The 17,899-nt window shown below is 63.0% G+C and carries 16 protein-coding genes and 1 pseudogene; 5 read left to right on the top strand and 12 right to left on the bottom strand.

Going from position 1 to position 17,899, the window contains the following annotated elements:
- Window positions 1–163 precede the first annotated feature (163 nt).
- The 4 genes from V3W39_RS12905 to V3W39_RS12920 all read left to right on the top strand — a co-directional run bounded on the left by V3W39_RS12905 (window position 164) and on the right by V3W39_RS12920 (window position 3,606).
- Complete coding sequence (locus V3W39_RS12905) at window positions 164–796, top strand: glutathione S-transferase family protein (RefSeq protein WP_330212724.1); 633 nt, start codon at window positions 164–166, stop codon at window positions 794–796.
- Between the two features lie 9 nt (window positions 797–805).
- On the top strand, window positions 806–1,543 hold the full coding sequence (locus V3W39_RS12910) for an NAD-dependent epimerase/dehydratase family protein (protein WP_177113771.1): 738 nt from the start codon (window positions 806–808) through the stop codon (window positions 1,541–1,543).
- 11 nt (window positions 1,544–1,554) lie between these two features.
- Window positions 1,555–2,964, top strand: a complete 1,410-nt coding sequence (locus V3W39_RS12915; RefSeq protein WP_294739781.1) for an MFS transporter — start codon at window positions 1,555–1,557, stop codon at window positions 2,962–2,964.
- A 135-nt stretch (window positions 2,965–3,099) separates the two neighbouring features.
- Window positions 3,100–3,606 carry a hypothetical protein gene (locus V3W39_RS12920; protein WP_177042839.1) on the top strand — a complete coding sequence of 169 codons (507 nt, stop codon included), beginning with the start codon at window positions 3,100–3,102 and terminating at the stop codon, window positions 3,604–3,606.
- A 174-nt stretch (window positions 3,607–3,780) separates the two neighbouring features.
- Here V3W39_RS12920 and V3W39_RS33780 read toward each other — a convergent pair whose 3' ends face one another.
- From V3W39_RS33780 to V3W39_RS12930, 3 genes and pseudogenes are all read right to left on the bottom strand, one after another.
- The gene (locus V3W39_RS33780) at window positions 3,781–4,353 is read right to left on the bottom strand and encodes a methyl-accepting chemotaxis protein (RefSeq protein ID WP_371131994.1); all 573 of its coding nucleotides are present in this window, start codon (window positions 4,351–4,353) and stop codon (window positions 3,781–3,783) included.
- 18 nt (window positions 4,354–4,371) lie between these two features.
- Window positions 4,372–5,100 (bottom strand): annotated as a pseudogene (locus V3W39_RS33785) (PAS domain-containing protein); the annotation flags it as partial.
- Between the two features lie 167 nt (window positions 5,101–5,267).
- A complete protein-coding gene (locus V3W39_RS12930; RefSeq protein ID WP_177042837.1) occupies window positions 5,268–6,137 on the bottom strand; it encodes a LysR family transcriptional regulator in 870 nt (289 codons plus the stop codon).
- 98 nt (window positions 6,138–6,235) lie between these two features.
- Here V3W39_RS12930 and gstA point away from each other — a divergent pair, with 98 nt between their 5' ends.
- Window positions 6,236–6,838, top strand: a complete 603-nt coding sequence (gene gstA, locus V3W39_RS12935; protein ID WP_177131144.1) for a glutathione transferase GstA — start codon at window positions 6,236–6,238, stop codon at window positions 6,836–6,838.
- Between the two features lie 107 nt (window positions 6,839–6,945).
- Here the strand turns inward: gstA and V3W39_RS12940 are convergent, their stop codons facing one another.
- The 9 genes from V3W39_RS12940 to V3W39_RS12980 all read right to left on the bottom strand — a co-directional run bounded on the left by V3W39_RS12940 (window position 6,946) and on the right by V3W39_RS12980 (window position 17,738).
- A complete protein-coding gene (locus V3W39_RS12940) occupies window positions 6,946–8,340 on the bottom strand; it encodes an aromatic amino acid lyase (protein WP_330212726.1) in 1,395 nt (464 codons plus the stop codon).
- Window positions 8,337–9,341: an ornithine cyclodeaminase family protein gene (locus V3W39_RS12945; RefSeq protein WP_294739323.1), complete on the bottom strand. Its 1,005-nt coding sequence runs from the start codon at window positions 9,339–9,341 to the stop codon at window positions 8,337–8,339. The genes V3W39_RS12940 and V3W39_RS12945 overlap by 4 nt, the downstream gene beginning before the upstream one ends.
- A gap of 203 nt (window positions 9,342–9,544) precedes the next feature.
- On the bottom strand, window positions 9,545–10,471 hold the full coding sequence (locus tag V3W39_RS12950) for an aliphatic sulfonate ABC transporter substrate-binding protein (RefSeq protein WP_177042833.1): 927 nt from the start codon (window positions 10,469–10,471) through the stop codon (window positions 9,545–9,547).
- Window positions 10,471–11,484, bottom strand: a complete 1,014-nt coding sequence (locus V3W39_RS12955; RefSeq protein ID WP_330212727.1) for an ABC transporter substrate-binding protein — start codon at window positions 11,482–11,484, stop codon at window positions 10,471–10,473. Before V3W39_RS12955 ends, V3W39_RS12950 begins: the two co-directional genes overlap by 1 nt.
- A gap of 80 nt (window positions 11,485–11,564) precedes the next feature.
- On the bottom strand, window positions 11,565–14,204 hold the full coding sequence (locus V3W39_RS12960; RefSeq protein ID WP_330212728.1) for a TonB-dependent receptor: 2,640 nt from the start codon (window positions 14,202–14,204) through the stop codon (window positions 11,565–11,567).
- Window positions 14,205–14,457: 253 nt separating this feature from the next.
- Window positions 14,458–15,393 (bottom strand): FecR domain-containing protein, encoded by a 936-nt coding sequence (locus V3W39_RS12965; protein ID WP_259201274.1) that lies wholly within the window; start codon window positions 15,391–15,393, stop codon window positions 14,458–14,460.
- Window positions 15,390–15,899 carry a sigma-70 family RNA polymerase sigma factor gene (locus V3W39_RS12970; RefSeq protein ID WP_177042829.1) on the bottom strand — a complete coding sequence of 170 codons (510 nt, stop codon included), beginning with the start codon at window positions 15,897–15,899 and terminating at the stop codon, window positions 15,390–15,392. The genes V3W39_RS12965 and V3W39_RS12970 overlap by 4 nt, the downstream gene beginning before the upstream one ends.
- A 108-nt stretch (window positions 15,900–16,007) precedes the next feature.
- The gene (locus tag V3W39_RS12975) at window positions 16,008–16,787 is read right to left on the bottom strand and encodes a phosphate/phosphite/phosphonate ABC transporter substrate-binding protein (RefSeq protein WP_177078660.1); all 780 of its coding nucleotides are present in this window, start codon (window positions 16,785–16,787) and stop codon (window positions 16,008–16,010) included.
- A 9-nt stretch (window positions 16,788–16,796) separates the two neighbouring features.
- On the bottom strand, window positions 16,797–17,738 hold the full coding sequence (locus V3W39_RS12980; RefSeq protein WP_259201276.1) for a fatty acid desaturase: 942 nt from the start codon (window positions 17,736–17,738) through the stop codon (window positions 16,797–16,799).
- Between the last annotated feature and the right edge of the window lie 161 nt (window positions 17,739–17,899).

A 17,899-nucleotide genomic window follows, 5' to 3' on the forward strand; every position in this document is an offset into this window, starting at 1 on the left:
GTCAATGTGGGAGCTGGCTTGCCTGCGATGCAGGCACCTCGGTGTATCAGCCATACCGAGGTGATGCTATCGCAGGCAAGCCAGCTCCCACATTTTTAATCGTCGTCGCTCCATACCCCTGCTAAATTGCCCCCTGCCTTCTCACCCTCGTCAGGAAAGCACCATGGGCCATTCGCTGAAAATCCTGGGTCGCACTTCTTCCATCAACGTGCGAAAAGTCCTGTGGACCTGCCAGGAACTGGGCATCTCCTACGACCGCGAAGACTGGGGCATCGGCTTCACCCCCACCCAATCCCCCGAATTCCTGGCCCTGAACCCCAACGCCCAAGTCCCGGTGCTCATCGACGCCAACGGCGTACTGTGGGAATCCAACACCCTCTGCCGCTACCTCGCAGGCCTGCACCAACGCCACGACCTGCTGCCCGCCGAACCCGCCGCCCGGGCCAGGGTCGAGCAGTGGATGGACTGGCAAGCCACCGAACTCAACCCGTCCTGGGGCTACGCCTTCCACGCCTTGGTGCGCAAAAACCCTGACTACCAGGACCCGCAGCGCATCAAAGCCGGCGTAAAAGGCTGGAACGACAAGATGGGCCTGCTGGAACAGCAACTGATCAAGACCGGCGCCTACGTGGCCGGTAAAGATTTCACCCTGGCCGATATCCTGATTGGCCTGTCGGTACACCGCTGGCGGATGACACCCATGGAGCATTCGTCCTACCCTGCTGTCAGCACTTACTACGAACTCCTCAGCCAACGCCCTGGCTTCCAGGCCTTCGCCCTTGATGGTCACAACTAAGGATAAAAAATGAAAGGACTCAACGTACTGCTCACCGGCGCCTGCGGTCGCATCGGCAAGACGTTTTTCGAAGCCTCGAAAGACCGCTACCGCTTCACCCTCACCGACCGCATCGAGCCGGACTTCGCCCTCGGCGAACACCGTTTCATCCACGCCGACCTGAGCGACAAAACCGCCCTCGCCGCGCTGCTCGACGGCATTGACGTGATCGTGCACCTGTCCGGCATCCCCCACGCCAGCGCCACTTTCGACGAGTTGCTGCCCAACAACATCCTGGCCACCACCTACCTGTTCGAAGCCGCCGTGGCCGCCGGGGTAAAACGCCTCGTGTTCGCCAGCAGCGCGCAAACCATCGAAGGCTACCCGGTAGACCGGCAAATCACCCCCGGCATGCCCGTACTGCCCGCCAACCTGTACGGCGTGAGCAAATGCTACGGCGAAGCCCTGTGCGGTTATTACGCCGCCAAGACCCCGCTCTCCACCATCGCCCTGCGCATTGGCGCATTTGAATTCCCCGAAACCCACGACCTTAACAACGCTCGCGACCTCAGCGCCTGGCTCAGCCCGCGGGACGCCGTGCAGTTGCTGCAACGCTCGGTGGAAACCGTCGGGGTGAAACACCTGATCGCCCACGGCATTTCCAATAACCGCTTCAAACGCCTGGACCTCAGCGAAACCACCCGTGTGCTGGGTTACCAACCGGTGGATGATGCGTTCCAGGAATTCGAGATCCCGATCACTTACTGAGTTTTCTGCCCATGTCTTCCCCTTCTACCGCAGACGGCATCGACCCGATCCGCGCCGCCCACATCAGCGCGCGCATCGACCGGCTGCCCGCCGTCGCCACTGTGTGGCGCCTGGTGGCATTGCTGTCGATTGGCGGTTTTTTCGAGCTGTACGACCTGTTCCAGACCGCCTACATCAGCCCGGGCTTGATCAGTGACGGGATTTTCCACACCGGCAGCCAAGGCGTATTCGGCTTCTCCGACCAGGCGGCCTTTGCCTCGGCGACCTTCCTCGGCCTGTTCCTCGGCGCCAGCCTGCTCAGCCCGATTGCCGACCGCTACGGGCGCCGGGCGATCTTCACCTTTGCGTTGATCTGGTACACCGTCGCCACCGTGTTGATGGGCATCCAGACCTCAGCCTTGGGGATCATCTGCATGCGCTTCCTGGTAGGCATCGGCCTGGGCATCGAGTTGGTGACCATCGACGCCTACCTCTCGGAACTGGTGCCCAAGCGCATGCGCAGTTCGGCGTTTGCCTTTGCGTTTTTCATCCAGTTCCTGTCGGTGCCGGCGGTGGCGCTGATGTCGTGGTGGCTGGTGCCCCAGGCGCCGTTCGGGGTTTCCGGCTGGCGCTGGGTGGTGCTGAGCAGTGCGGTGTTTGCGCTGTTTATCTGGCAACTGCGCAAGCGCCTGCCGGAATCACCGCGCTGGCTCGCGCAAAAAGGTCGTTTCGACGAAGCCGGGCAGATCATGGACAACCTGGAGGCACGCTGCCAGAAGGACCACGGCAAGCCACTGGACGAGCCGGAACCGGAGGCCGTCAGCGTGCAGGGCAACGGGCGCTTCGCCGATATCTGGCAACCGCCGTACCGGCGTCGGGCGTTGATGCTGATTGTGTTCCATGTGTTCCAGGCCATCGGCTTTTTCGGCTTCGGCAATTGGTTGCCGGCGCTGCTGTCGGGCCAGGGTGTGAGCGTGACTCACAGTCTGGGCTACGCCTTCATCATCACCCTCGCCTACCCGCTGGGGCCGCTGCTGTTTGTGAAGGTGGCGAACCGGTTTGAGAACAAATGGCAGATCGTCGGCTCGGCACTAGGCGCGGTGATCTTCGGCAGTTTGTTTGCCCTGCAAACCACCGCCGTGGGGCTGGTGTTCTGCGGGGTGATGATCACCTTCTGCAACGCCTGGCTGAGCTTCAGTTATCACTCCTACCAGAGCGAACTGTTCCCCACCAATATCCGCGCCCGAGCCGTGGGGTTCTGCTATTCCTTCAGCCGGTTGTCGACGGTGTTCAGCAGCCTGTTGATCGGGGTGATCCTCGAGCACCTCGGCACGCCGGGCGTATTGGCGTTTATCGCCAGCAGCATGTTGATCGTGATGATCACCATCAGTTGGTTCGGCCCGCGCACCCGCAACCTGGCGCTGGAGAACATTGCCCACTAGCGGCAAACAATGGCCGTCGGCACGCCAAGCCTTGCCGACGGTAGCGGCCAAAAGCCCCGTAAACACGGGGCCATATCATTGGGCACGCTAATTGCTGCACCTGTGGCACCGCTCACATCCACAGGTGTCCTGATCATGCTGATCAACAACAATCCCCAGGCTCAGTCGACGATCCAACGCATCAAACGCGCCGACATGGACCCGGCCAACGCCGCGGCCAGCGCGCTGTACAGCGGCGCCGCGCAAAACGTCCAGGGTGCCACCGGCGTGTCCACCACCCAGGCCGCCGCCGACGCCACTGCAGACAACATCAATGCGGCCTTCGCCAAGACCCGCGTGCAGTTGCAGGCCACCACTGCCACCACGTCGACCACCGATGTGCCCAAGACCGACTCCACCTCGTCGGCCCGCAGTGACTTCACCGACTACATGAAGAAAAGCCCGGCCGAGCGCATCCGCGAGCAACTGCTCAAGGAACAGGGTTTGACCGAAGATGATGTTAAGAACATGCCGCAGGACAAGCAGGACGCGATTTCCAAGGAAGTGGCAGAGCGCGTGAAAGAGCAGCAGGCGCAGCAGGTAGCGGCGAAGACGGCTGACCCGCAGGCGCAGAACGTGAAAGCGACCCTGGCTGCGATCTAAGCCCTGACCATATAAGCCCTGTGGCTGGGGAGCTGCTGTGGCTAGGGAGCTTGCTGTGGCGAGGGAGCTTGCTCCCGCTGGAGTGCGCAGCGCTCCCAAGATTTTGGGGCCGCTTCGCAGCCCAGCGGGAGCAAGCTCCCTCGCCACAGGTTATCCCTCGGCCATAACGGTGTGTTACTGCAGTTGAAGTGTCGAATTGAACTGACTGATCGCATCCACCACATGCCGTGACCCTTCCTGAATCTCCAGGATCACCTGCCCCGCCTCATTCGCCAGTTCCACCCCAAGCCCCGTGCGGCTCAAGCTCGACTGCATGCTCGATACCGCGCTGATCGACAGGTCGTGGTTCTTGCGCACCACATCCACAATCTCGATCGTCGCCTGGCTGGTGCGCGCCGCCAGACTGCGCACCTCGTCCGCCACCACCGCAAACCCTCGCCCATGCTCACCCGCCCGGGCCGCTTCGATTGCGGCGTTCAGCGCCAGCAGGTTGGTCTGGTCGGCAATGCCACGGATCGTCTGGACGATGCTGCCGATGATGTCCGACTGTTTGCTCACCGCATCGATACTCACGGCGGCTTCGTTCAGGTCGCGGGAAATTTCTTCGATGATCTGTACGGTCTGCTGCACCACTTCCGAACCCTTGCGGGCACAGGCGTCGTTCTGCACCGAGGTGGCGTGGGCCGAGTCGGCAGCGGTGCGCAAGGTGGTGACCTGGTCGGTGATGTCACTGGCGAACTTCACCACTTTGTACAGGCGCCCGTTGGTATCGAAGATCGGATTGTAGGAAGCTTCCAAAAACAGCGTCTGACCGTATTTGTTTTTGCGCTCGAAACGATGAGAGTGGTACTCGCCGCGATTGAGGGAAGCCCAAAACGCCTTGTAGGTCGGCGACTCGGTTTCCTGGCGATGGCAGAACATGCTGTGGTGCTGGCCGACGATCTCGCCGAGGGAATAGCCCACGGTCTTCAGGAAGTTGTCGTTGGCATTCAGGATCTGGCCCTGTGGCGTGAATTCGATCACCGCCATTGAGCGGCCGATGGCGTCGATCAGGCTCTGGTTTTCATGCTCGCGGTGAATCCGTGCGGAGATGTCCGAGGCGACCTTGATCACGCTCTGCACCTGGTTGTCGGCACCGAGCACCGGCATGTAGCTGGCTTCCAGCCACACTTCCTGGCCATGCTTGTTCAAGCGCATGAAGGTGCCGCTGAGGGGCTCGCCCCGCGCCAGGTCGCGCCAGAGCTTGGAGTAGGCGTCGGTGTGGGTGTAGGCCTCTTCGCAGAAAATCCGGTGATGCTTGCCGCGAATTTCCTCGGCGCTGTAGCCCATGGTCTTGCAGAAGTTTTCATTGGCATCCAGCACGATGCCGTCGCGATCAAACTCGATCATTGCCATGGAACGGCTGATGGCGGCCAATTTGGCTTTGGCTTCGGTAAGGGCACAGGAGAAGCGTTCGATTTCCAGCAGGTCGGATTTGTGTTGGCGGTTGAACATGTCAGATCACCCTTTATTATCCCGACGCCCACGCGGGCGCATTCCATTCACGGTTTGAATCTTGATCGCAGACCTTTATGGGGAAACCTATCCGAAACGCTTTATATGCCGAGCGTCATCAACGGTTCTGGGTGAGCATAGACAGGCGTTGGCGCTATGCAAGGCCACTAGTCAGCCAGCATTTGCAACAAAGCATTTACCACTGCGGAAGGCGGCTGGTGGCGTGATGTCACCAACGCAAACTCGCGGTGCACCGGCTCCGCCAGCGGCATGATGCGCAAGCCGTGACGCTGGGCAGGCAGGGTCATCTCGGGCACCAGGGTTACGCCCACGCCTTCGCGCACCAGGCTGAAGGCGCTGTTCCATTCCCGCACCTCCACCCGCACCTCGCGCAACACCAGGCCGGCTTCCTGGGCCAGGCTGCGGGCGTTGACGGTGCAGCCGCCGGTGGCCAGCACGAACGGTTGCTCCACCAGCTCTTCCAGGGTGACCGTGGCCTGGGCCGGGCGCCGGGAAAACACATGGGCCATCGGCAGCACGGCCACCCAGTTATCGCGCCCCAGCACCGCCGCACTGCGCTCCGACGGTGGGTTGAGCACCACGCCCAAGTCGATCAGGTTCGCGTCGAGCAAGGTGTTCACTTCATCGTCCGTGACTTCCAGGGCCGTGACCTCGATGCCCGGGTAAAGCTGGTTGAACCGGCGCAGCAGCGGCGGCAGAAACACCGCCAGCACCATGGGGAAACTCGCGATGCGAATCGTCCCACGCAGCATCGGCCGCGCTTCATCCACCGTGGTGCGAATCGCCTGCAAGGCCCCCAGCATTACCCGCGCCTGCTCAATCACCTGCAAGCCCAGAGCGGTGGGCACGGTCTGGCGCGCCTCGCGGGTGAACAACTGCGCCCCGAGATTGGCTTCGATAGCGGCCATCGCCTGGCTGGCAGCGGACTGGGTCATGCCCACCCGTTCAGAGGCGGCGGTGATACTGCCGTTGTCCGCCACCGCCACCAGCAGGCGCCAGTGCATCAGGTTCATCATGACAGTAGCTGTCCTTATGGCAGGATTCTGAAAGATTAATTTTACGCAAGGTGCCACGCCCGTGAGACTGAAGGCAACTGTCCTGCGGAGTTACCTTGATGAAGCTGTATTTTTCCCCGAATGCCTGTTCCCTCGCCTCCCACATCGTGTTGCGGGAACTGGCCCTGCCGTTTGAATTGATTCGCGTCGACAACCAGAAAAAGCTCACGGCTGACGGTGATGATTTCTTGCAGATCAACCCCAAGGGTTATGTCGCCGCGCTGCAACTGGACAATGGCGAGGTGCTGACCGAAGGCGCCGCCATCCTGCAATACCTGGCCGACCAGGTGCCGGCGGCGGGCCTGGCGCCGGTCAATGGCAGTTGGGAGCGGGTGCGTTTGCAGGAGTGGCTGAACTTTGTCTCCAGCGAGATTCATGGCGGGCTGGGGGTGTTGTTCAAGGACGCGATTCCAGATGACGTGAAGGCCCTGTTCAAGGCCACGCTGTTCAAGCGGTTTGCGATTCTGGTGCAGACACTGGAGCGCCAGGATTACCTGCTGGGCGCGCAGTACTCGGTGGCGGATGCGTACCTGTTTGTGGTGCTGCGTTGGGCGGGGTTCTTTGATATCGACTTGCAGCAGTGGCCGGCGTTGGCGAAGTTTCAACAGCGGATCGGTGAACGCCCGGCAGTGATTGCCGCCCTGGCCGCTGAAAACCCATGACCTGAAATGCAGTCAAAAATGTGGGAGCTGGCTTGCCTGCGATAGCGATGGTGAATCCAACACCGCTATCGCAGGCAAGCCAGCTCCCACAGTTGAGCTTCTTTGATTTAGAGAATGGGGTTCAAGCCTGCGTTCTCGATGAAGGCGGCCAGGGCCAACACATCCACTGACCCGGAGCGATCCTGATCCAGGTATGCCACCTGGCTGCGCACCGCCTGATGAATACGCCGGGTGCCCTCGCCCAGTTCAACGTTGCCGCGCAGGTCCACCGCCTGCGCCGCCACGATCAATTCGATACTGCCCAGCCACACCACACGCTGCACCAGTTGCCGGGTTTTCTCGATCACCGCCAGCGCCTGCCCCGCATAATCTTCCACGCGATCCGCCACCGGCACACTCACCGCCGGGATCGGATTGGCCAAGTGCCCGATCTCCGCCACCAACGCCGAACTGGTGCGCTGCAACGCGGCCATGCCCACGTGCCCGGGCTGGTTGATCAGAAAGCGCGGCAGTTCACTGGACGCCGGTGACAACAGCTTGGCAATCCGTTCGGCGCTGCACACCGCCACGCGACTCAAGGCCAGGCCCAAGCCTTCGGCCGCCAGCGCCAAATGTGTGCTGTCGAAATTCGCCGTGGCGAGCACCAGCGCCTCTTCGCTGATCAACGCCGGATTGTCCGCACCGCTGGCCAGTTCCAGTTCGATCAACTCGCGCAACGCCTGCACTGCCTGTTGCGCCACGCCCTGAACCACCGTGGCACAACGAAAGCTCAACGGGTCCTGGAGCCGGCGTGGGTTATCGGCCAATTCGCCGCCCGCCAGCAATGCCAACAAGGCCGCTGATTGCCCACTTTGCCCCGGCGCCGGACGCAACCGCGAAGCCCATGGCTGGAACGGACTGAGGTTGGCCCGATAGCCTTCACACGACAACGCCAGCCCCGCCAACACGGCCTGCAATGCCTGTTCGGCCTCGGCCACCAGCAACGCGCCGAGGCCGATACTCGCGGCGTTGGCCGACACCAGCGCCAGGCCATCCTTGCCCGTCAGAGGCACATTCAGCGCCAGGCTCAAATGCGCCAACGGCGCCAGGTCGCTCTCGCCCAACGAACCGAGCAACGGCACCTCGGGCTCGACGCCGGAGTTGAGTAACGCCAACAGCGCCTGCGCTGCACCCGGTGAAATACCCGAACGCCCTTGGGCCAATCCGGCCAGGCGAGCTGCGGTGATTGCCCGTAGTTCCTGTCGATTGGCCAGGCGCCCCACTCCCACCGCACGCCCCAGTGGAATGCTGGCCTGCACCGGCGCGACCTGCGTATCCACTGCCGCACCAAGGCCAGTGGTGACGCCGTAAATCGGCGTGCCTGCCGCCACCAGACGCAGCAACAGTTGATGGCCTTCGTCGATGCGCTGGCGGGCCGCTTCGCTGAAGTCAGCCGGCGCGTCTTGCCGGGCAATTGACAGCAAATCCTCAATCGCCAAACCCGCGGGATCGAAGTGAATCATGCCCAGCGCAGCCGCTGGCCGATCCCCAGGCGTTTGGATTTTTCCAGCAACGCATGGCCCAACGCGATATCGCTTAGGCTCAACCCACGGTGCCAGAACAGGATGGTTTCCTCGGGGGATTCCCGACCGGTTTTCAAGCCGGCCACGATCTGCCCCAACTCGGCATGCAAGGTCTCGGCGCTGAGTTTTCCCGCGTCGACATGCGCGCGCAAGGCGCCAAACATCCCGCCTTTGCACTGGCCCCAATCGTCCACCACCAGCTTGTGCATGATGTCGGTCAACGACAGTTCCACCGCGCTCATGGTGCCGTAGGGCACCACGAACGCACCGGGTTTGATCCATTCGGTGTGCAGCAAGGGTTGCGGCTGGTCCAGGCGTGAGGCCTCCACCACGATGTCGGCGCCGCGCACCGTGGACTCCCAATCGTCGGTGACAATCACCGGCTTGCCGAGGTCGCGGCGCAGGCGTTCGGCGAAGGCTTCGCGGCTTTCGCTGCGGCGCGAGTGCACGCGGATTTCGTCGAAGTCGAACAGGTGGTCCAGCAGCCGCACGTTCCAGTAGGCGGTGCCACGGGCGCCGATGTGCGCGAGGATTTTACTGTCGGGCCGGGCCAGGTATTTGGCGCCGATGGCGGTAACTGCGCCGGTGCGCATGTCGGTGATTGCCGAGGCGTCGAGGATGGCCTTGGGGATGCCGGTGGCTGGGTCCAGCAGGTTGAGAATCGCCAGTTCCGAGGGCAGGCCCTTGCGGTAGTTGTCGACAAAATCCCCCACCACCTTGACCCCGGCGTAGCCGATCGCGCCGCCCAATACGCCGCGCAGCACGTTGAAGTGGCCGTTGATTGCGCCGCCGGGAATCAGGTGCATGCGCGGCTCGATCACCGCCTCGCTGCGACCCTGGATGGCCAGGCTGGATTCGATGGCGTTGAGGATTTCGTCGTTGGTCAGGGCCAGTTCGTCGATGTCCAGGCCGTTGAGAAAGTCGATGTAGATCGGTTGCATGGTCTGCTCACTGATGGGTTACGAAGGGACCTTGAGAAACTTTTTTTGTGGCCGGAAGGCTCTTTGTGGCGAGGGAGCTTGCTGTGGGGAGGGAGCTTGCTGTGGCGAGGGAGCTTGCTCCCGCTGGAGTGCGAAGCGCTCCCAGGATTTTGGGGCCGCTGCGCAGCCCAGCGGGAGCAAGCTCCCTCGCCACAGGGATAACGTTACGGAGCCTTGAACACCACTTGCTGCACATCGACCTTTTTCGGGATCAGGCCGTTGGCAAAAAAAGCATCCGCCGTGCCTTGCTGGGTGGCGATGTCCGTCGCGTTCAGTGGCCGGCTTGGCGTCGGCGAGCGATGCTGGAAGTAACTCTCCACCACCGCCGGCTGCAGGCCCAGGGTCTTGGCCATCAGCGCGACGCTTTGGTCATGCTGGTCCAGGGACAACCGCTGCGCCTGGGCAAACACCTTGAGGATCGCCGCAATCGCCTGTGGGTGCTGCCTGGCAAACGGGCCGCTGGCGATGAAAAAACTGCCCGCCGGGTTCAGCCCCTGGCCATCCCCCAGCACCTTCGCCGAACCGTCTACCACGGCCGCCGAGTAGTACGGGTCCCACACCACCCAGGCGTCGACCTTGCCTTGTTCAAACGCCGCGCGACCGTCGGACGGTGACAGGTACACCACGTTCACGTCCTTCCATTGCAAGCCGGCACGCAGCAGGCTTTTGAGGAACAGGTTGTGGGCGCTGGAGCCCTTGAGCAGCGCCACGCGCTTGCCCTTGAGTTCGGCCACGCTTTTTACCGTGCTGTCCTTGGGCAGCAGGATGGCTTCGGTGCGACCGTCATTGGGCTCGACGCCGATGTACTGCATGTCGATCCCGGCCGCCTGGGCGAAGATCGGCGGGATGTCGCCGATGTTGCCGATGTCGATGCTGCCGCCGTTCAAGGCTTCGATCAGCGGCGGGCCGCCGAGGAATTCGATCCACTCGACCTTGGTGCCCGGCAGCCCCTGTTCGAACAGGTGATGCTCACGGGCGAGCACCATGCTCACCGAGCTTTTCTGGTAGCCGACACGCAGGGTGGCCGGCTCTGCCGCCAGCAGAGGCCCGGCGCACAACGCCAACAGTGTGGCTGCGATGAGTTTGCGCATCAGAGACTCTCCTTGACCTTGGCCGCGACGTCCGCCGGCACCCATTGCTGCCAGACCTGTGGTTGTTCTTTGAGGAACGCTTCGGCCACCAGGCGTGGCGCGGTGCGTTTCTCGGCCATGTGCGCGAGGATGCCGTTGAGCAGGTCGATCGGCAGGTCGACCTTTTCAAAGAACTTCACCAGTTGCGGGTACTGCGCCTTGAACGGCGCCGACACGCCAATCGCCAGGTGCGCCGGCATCGAGCGGGTGCCGATGGGGTGCGGGTTGTTGGCGTCGGCCAGGGTCTTCCAGGCTTCGGCGTTGAACGGTGGCTCTTCCAGTTTGATCAGCTTGAAACGGCCCAACAGCGGCGTGGGCGACCAGTAGTAGAACAGCACCGGCTTGCCGCGGCGGATCGACGAAGCCACCTCGGCATCCAGCGCCGCGCCGGAGCCGGTGCGGAAGTTGACGAAGCTGTCGGTCAGGCCATAGGCCTTGATTTTCTGGCTGTTGACGATCTCCGAGGTCCAGCCGGTGGGGCTGTTGAGAAAGCGCCCACGGGTCGGGTCTTCTGGGTCGCGGAACACGTCTTTGTAGCGGGCCAGGTCGGCCACGGATTTAAGCTCCGGAGCCAGGGGCTTGATGCCGCGTTCGGCGTCGCCCTTGATCACGTACTCCGGCACCCACCAGCCTTCGGTGGCGCCTTTGACCGTGTCGCCCAGGCCGAAGACCTTGCCTTCGCTTTCGGCCTTGACCCACGCCGGACTGCGCCCGGCCCATTCTTCGCCGATCACCTGGATATCGTCCTTGGCCAGGGCGGCCTCCAGGCTCACGGTGCTGCCGGGCAAGGTATCGGTGGGCAGGCCGTAGCCTTTCTCGACGATCAGGCGCAGCACTTCGGTGATCAGGCTGCCGCTTTCCCAGGTGATGTCACCGAAGTGGATCGGTTTGACGGGTTCGGCGGCCGTGGCGGACTGGGCCAGGACGGTGAGTGCCAATAGCGAGCCACCGAGCAGGTTTTTTAGTGTTCTCATGAGTAGCCTCTTGGAGATTCAAAACAGGTCCAAAGTGGGCAGCTCCCACATTTGACCTCCACACCCTTCAAGATCAGGGTTTAAAAGTCATAACTGAGCCGCGTGTAGTAAAACGCCCCTTCCGGCGCCGTCGGCGACAGGTAGCTGTATTGCTGGCCCGGGGTCTGGCGCAAACGGGTGTTGTAGTCGTCAGGCTTGCTGTCGAACAGGTTGTTGACGCCCACCGACACCCGCAGTTGTTTGGTGAAGGCGTAGTTCACGTCCAGGTCGGTGGTCCATTGCGCGCCGAAGGTCTGGTCGTACTGGGCGTTGGCTTCGCTGGACGCATATTTGCGGTACTTGCCGTAACGGGTTTCGTTGAGGGCGATGGTCCATTGGTTGAGCTTGTGCACCGCGCCAAACACCAGTTTGTCTTCCGGGTAGCCGTGCTCCAGGAAGCCTCGGGATTCGCGGGTCAGCACTTCAAAGCCGTTGGGGTTTTCGTGAACCTTCTCGATGGTGGTACGGGCCTTGGTGTAGCCCGCCGACAGGTTCAGGTTGCCGAACTGTTCAAGGTCCAGGTTGTACTTGCCCACGATGTCGACGCCGCGGGTGCGGGTGTCGGCGGCGTTGGTCATGAACTGCGCCCAGGAGTACTGGCCGTAGCCGGCATCCTTGAGGATCTGCTCGGCCAGCGGCCCGGAAATGCCGCCGCTGAACAGCAGGCGGTCACGAATCGAAATCTGATAGGCGTCGATGGTCAGCGACGCCTGGTCGGTCGGGCGCAGCACCAGGCCCAGGGAGAGGTTGGTGGATTTCTCGGGCTTCAGCGGCTGGGCGCCCAGGGCGCGGGCGGCCGGGTTGTCGGCCGGCAGCATGCGGGTCAGCACCGGGTTGCCGTTGGCGTCGAGGTTGGTGGTGGTGGTCCAGGAGGTGCCGATCTGGCCCAGGCTGGGCGCGTGGTAGGCGTTGTTGACCGTGGCCCGCAGGCCGACTTTCGGGGTGAAGTCATAGCGCGCCGAGAGCTTGCCGGTGGTGGCCGAACCGAAGTCCGAGTAGTGCTCGGTACGCCCGGCGATGCCCACCTGAAGCTTGTCGGTGACCTGGTTTTCCAGGCCGAAGTACACGCCGCCCACATCACGCTTGAAGGTGCCGGCGTCGTCCGGGGTCAGGCCCGAAGCCTGCACGGCACCCACCTGCACGCCGTCGATGCCGCCATAGGAGTAGGAATCGTAGTCGCCCGCCTCCAGCCGATATTGTTCATGCCGGTAGGCCACGCCCGCCGACACGGTGAGCGGATGGCTCGACCAGTCGACGTCCAGGTCCTTGGCGTAATCCAGGGTGATGTTGGTCTGGTCGTTGACCAGCGTGGCGACGTTGAACTTGGTCGGGCTGTTCAGGCCATAGCTCGGGTTGACCGTATTGAAGGCCAGTTCATCGTGCTCGTCGCGGCCATAGGTGGCGCTCAAATCGAAGCGGCCGATGCTCTCGTCTTCGTAGCGGGTGCCGACGGTGATTGCGCCGTCCTCATAGCGGTAGCGGTATTTCGGGATGGTGCCGTTGGGGTAGATCCCGGCGACGTTGTTCGGGCTGCTGGCCAGCAGCGGTGGCGTGTTGTTCACCGAGGTGTCCTGGCCGAACGTGGCGAAACTGTAGAGGCGCCACTGGTCGTTCAGGCCGATTTCGGCGTTGGCCGCCAGGTTGTATTTGTCGCGCCCGGCACCGCCCCAGCGCGGGTCTTGTACCTGGCCGTCGGCGACGTATTTGTCGCCGATGTCATCGGGTTTGTTGTTCAGGGTGTTGAAGCTCAGGGTCAGGAAACCGTCCCCCGGCAAGCCGATGCCGTACCAGCCGTCGGTGGTTTTGCTGAAGCCGTCGCCCTGGGCGTACTTGCCCAGCTGGGTGTTGATGCCGCCACCGCTGTCGCGCTCCTTGAGCACGATGTTGACCACCCCGGCTACCGCGTCAGACCCGTATTGCGCCGAGGCACCATCGCGCAGCACTTCGACGTGGTCGATGGCGCTGATGGGGATCATGTCCAGGTCCACCGGCTGCGCGCCAATGAACGGCACGCCGCCGGAAATGTTCACCACCGCCGAGGTGTGCCGGCGCTTGCCGTTGATCAGCACCAGGGTCTGGTCGGGCGACAGGCCGCGCAGGGACGCGCCTTTGGGGTCTTGCCCGCGGGTGGCGCTGTTGTTCTGTGGAAAGTTGAACGAGGGCAGCAACTGGAACAGCGCCTGGTTAAGGCTGGTGGCGCCGGTTTGCTTGAGTTCTTCGGCGTTGATCACATCCACCGGGGCGCTGCTGGTGAGGGCCGTGGCGTCGCTGCGCCGGGTGCCGATGGCAACCACGCGATCGAGGGTCGGCGCCTGGGCTTCGGCGGTTTGCGCCTTGATGTTGTTGCTGGCAGGCAGCGCTTTGGCGCCTTCCTTGATGATGAACGCCCCGTCCGGGCTGACCTGCACTTGCAGGCCGGTGCCCTTGAGCGCGGCGTCTACCGCCTGTTGCGCCGACAGCGAACCGTCGACACGGGCGGAGGAATAGTTGCCCAACTGCGGCGTGAAGGAAATCACCTGGCCGCTCTGACGGCTGATGTTCAGCAGCACTTCATCCAGCGGGCCGGGTGCAATGTGGTAGACCTGCCGCGCGTCTTCGGCGCTGGCAGCGAACGACAGGAACAGGCTGGCCAACGGCACCAGGGCAAAGGCTCGAAGCGGTGTACGGTTGAATGGGTTCATGTTGGCTCCCCCCAATGAAACTCCTGGGCGCTGCTCCCCGCAGCGCCTACGGGAGTGATGTGGGATGGCCGGGGCAAAACTTGCAGATCGTTTGGTTATGTCGTTAGAACCGACCTTTGGACGCGACTCGATCAAATGTGGGAGCTGTCGAGCTTTAGCGAGGCTGCGATGGGATCGACTCGGTGCAACTGCGGCACCGAGGTGTCTGCATCGCAGGCAAGCCAGCTCCCACATTGACCGAGGCGAACCGTTTTTATGTGGCACTGACAGTCACCCACAAGCCGGTCCGGCGGGTGATATGGATCGGCAGGGTGCGAGCCAGGGTGTCGAGGATCTGGTCGGGGTTGTCGAGGCGATACAGGCCGCTGACCCGCAAACCCGCCACCGCCGGATCGAGGCGCAGCACACCATTGTGGTAAGGGCGCAACGCATCGATCACCTCCACCAGCGGGCGATCGCGCACTTGCAGGAAACCGTCGATCCACGCCGTCGCACCCGAGGAACTGGCGAGCACCGGGCCGAAGCCGAAGCGGTCGTAAGTCACCTCGTGCCCGGCCTCCAGTTGCAGGCGCTCGCCGTTCTGGCCGTCGATCTCCAGGGCGCCGTTGAGCGCAACAATGTGGCCCTGCCCTTCGCGCTCGCGCAGCAACAGGCGATTGCCCAAGGCATGCAGCCGGGCTTGATCGGTCTGGATGAAAAACGGTCGGTTGCTGTCCCTGGCAATCTTCACCAGCAACTCGCCGTCACGCAGGCGGACGACGCGGCGTTGCGGGTCGAATTGAATGTCGGCGGCGCTGCGGGCGTTGAGCAGCAACTCACTGCCATCGGCCAATTCCACGGTGCGCCGCTCGCCGGTGCCGGTGCGGATATCGGCGGTCAGATCCTCCACCATCGGCCGGGCCAGCCAGCCGGCGCCGAGCATCAGACCGGCGCCCACCAGGGCACCGCGCAACACGGTGCGACGGCTGGAAGGCGCGTCGAGTGCCTGCTGCAACACCTTGCCGCTGACACCTTGGGCCTGGGGAATCTGAAACACGCCGAGGCGGGTTTCCAGTTGTTGGCACAAGGCTTCGTGGCGCGGGTCTGCGGCGCGCCATTGGTGGTAGCGCTGCCAGTCGGCCGCACTCGCCTCGCCGGAGCGCAGCAACACCACCCAGCGGGTGGCGCTGTCGATAAGTTCGTCGCTCATTCCAGGCACAGCCGCAGGCAGCGATTGACGGCGCGGGTCATGTAGTCGCTGACCGAGCGTTGGGAGATGCCCAGCTCGGCCGCGATTTGCGGGTAGGTCAGGCCATTGAGTTGCGACAGCAGGAAGGTCGCCTTGACCTTGGCCGGCAAGCCGTCGAGCAACTGGTCGATGGCCTGCAGGGCTTCGAGCATTTGCGCCAGATCCTCAGGGGATGGCGCGGGCGAGGTTTCGTCCTGGTCGAGGGCGTCGAGGTAGGCACGCTCCAGGTCACGCCGGCGCCACAGTTGGTACATCAGGCGCTGGGCGATGGTGGTGAGCAAGGCGCGAGGCTGGCGAATCGGCGCCACACCCGGGGAACTCAGGAGTTGGACGAAGGTGTCGGCGGCGATGTCTTCGGCGTGGGCACGGGAATCGAGATGGCGGTGCAAACGGCTGCACAGCCAGTCGTAATGACTGCGGAATAATCCGCCCACGTAGTCGCTGTGAGAAGTGTCGGCGCCGGACATAGTGGCTCCATCTGAGTAGGTTGCGCGTTATGTCCGGTGTTCCGGTGGAGCGATCCTAGCAAGGCTGCTTATTCTTTAATAATATTTAAAAGGTATTTTTATATAACCTTATTCAAGCTTCGGATAACCCAGGACTTCGGCCTGCTGCCGGTAATCCAGCAGCACCTGGTAATCGGCTTCGGTGGCGGGCAGCACTTCGTGTACGCCGAGGGTTTGCACCACGTCGGGCAAGTCCTGCAAGGCCAGGTTCATGGCTTCGCGCAGGGCTTCACTTGAGCCGAGCACGCTGATGTAAGGCAACGTTGGACTGGGCGCACTGCGGCTGACGATCCGCAGCCCGGCCACTTCCTCTGGCGCAAAGCGGGCGAGGTAGTCGAAGGTCACGCTGTCGATGGCGGCCAGGTCCGCACGGTCTTCCCGCAGCCAGCGCAGGCTTTCGCGATGGGCGCCGCTGATGCCCACCTCGGCAAAGAACCGGCCGCCCTGCTGCAACGGCGCCAGGCGTTCGCGCAGCAGGTTCATGCCGCTGTTGGAGTCGTGGCCGTTGATCACGCCGCGACTGTCGTAGAAGTCGGCCAAGGCGGTGCGCGGGTTGTCGTCGCGGGTCAGCAGCAGGCTGCAATGCTCGCCGGCGCTGCTGTGGGCCAGCTCGTAGCGCGGGCGGCCGATCACCTGGACTTGCCCGCGCAGCTCGGTCATCAGCGGGTAGCCGCAGGTTTGCGTCAGCAGCAATTCGGGGGCGCGCCACAGGCTGCGCAGGTCGAGGTGATCGGCATGGCGGCGGGTCGCGCCCAGGCGTTCAAGAATGCGCGAAAGCCAACGTTCGTTGGCCTGTCGCACCTGCTGCGGCGCCACGTACATCAGCAGTTCGGCGTAGCGGTCACTCATGGTCGTCTCTCAAGCAAAGGGGTGCCGTGGGCTGTCGATGGCCTTGAGCCCGTGGCGGCCGATCAACTGGCCGTAACCTTGCACCAGGAACCCGCCGCTGCGCGCCACCCATTGTTCGCGGCGCGCGCGGTAGACGGTGGGCAGCAAATACCACGGCAGCTTGGGCAAGTCGTGATGCACCAGGTGCAGGTTGTTATTGAGGAACAGCCAGGTCCACGGCCAGGCGGCTTCGTTAAGCACCGTGCGCTGTTCCGGTTGTGGGTGCGGACGGTGTTCATAGTAGGAACGGATCGCCGCCACCGACAAGGCCGGCACGCTGACCAGCGCCACGTAGTGCCACACCGGCAGCACGCTGTACTGGGCGATGAAGGCCAGCATCAACGCGGTCACCGCGCCATGGCTCAACCACATCAACCACGCCTGGCGCTGGCCCTGGCGCAGGCGCCTGAACTCGTTGCGCGCCAGCTTCCACAGCGCCAGCGGCGAACCCAGCAGGAAGCGCCCGACCACGGTCTTGGTCAGCCAGTGCAAGGTGCGCTCGAACAGCGAACTGGCGTCCCACTGCTGCTGTTTCAGGTAGCGGCTTTCCGGATCGACGCCGGGCACCGTCAGGTCTTCGTCGTTGTGGTGCACCAGGTGGCAGTTGCGGTACAGGGTGTAGGGGTACCAGACGGCAAACGGCGCGTAGCCGAGGACTTTGTTCAGGGCGTTGAAGCGGGTGGGATGGCCGTGCAGGAGTTCGTGTTGCAGAGACATCCACAGCGCCACCAGCGGGATCAACAAGGCGGTGCTCAACCAAAGGCCAAGCCAGTGGCTGCCGAGGATCACGGCAAACCAGCCGGCATACACGCCGATCAACAGCAGCCAGGTCGGCCACTCGGTGCGGGCAGTCAAGGTACGGCCCAGGGCTTCGATTTCGAGGCTGTGGGTTTCATCAAGGTAGTTGGACATCGGCAGCTCAGGGCAGGCGTGGCCGACGAAAAAGTCGGCTTCATCCTGCTCTGTGCAATGGGGCGGGAAAATCTTGCAGATCGTTTGGTGCTGAGCTTAGAACTTAATGACCGAACAGATTGCTGTCGGTTTTCTTGGCCTTTTTGTCGGCGCGTTTTTCA

This window comes from Pseudomonas sp. Z18(2022), assembly GCF_036346535.1.
Taxonomy (GTDB): domain Bacteria; phylum Pseudomonadota; class Gammaproteobacteria; order Pseudomonadales; family Pseudomonadaceae; genus Aquipseudomonas; species Aquipseudomonas yamanorum_A.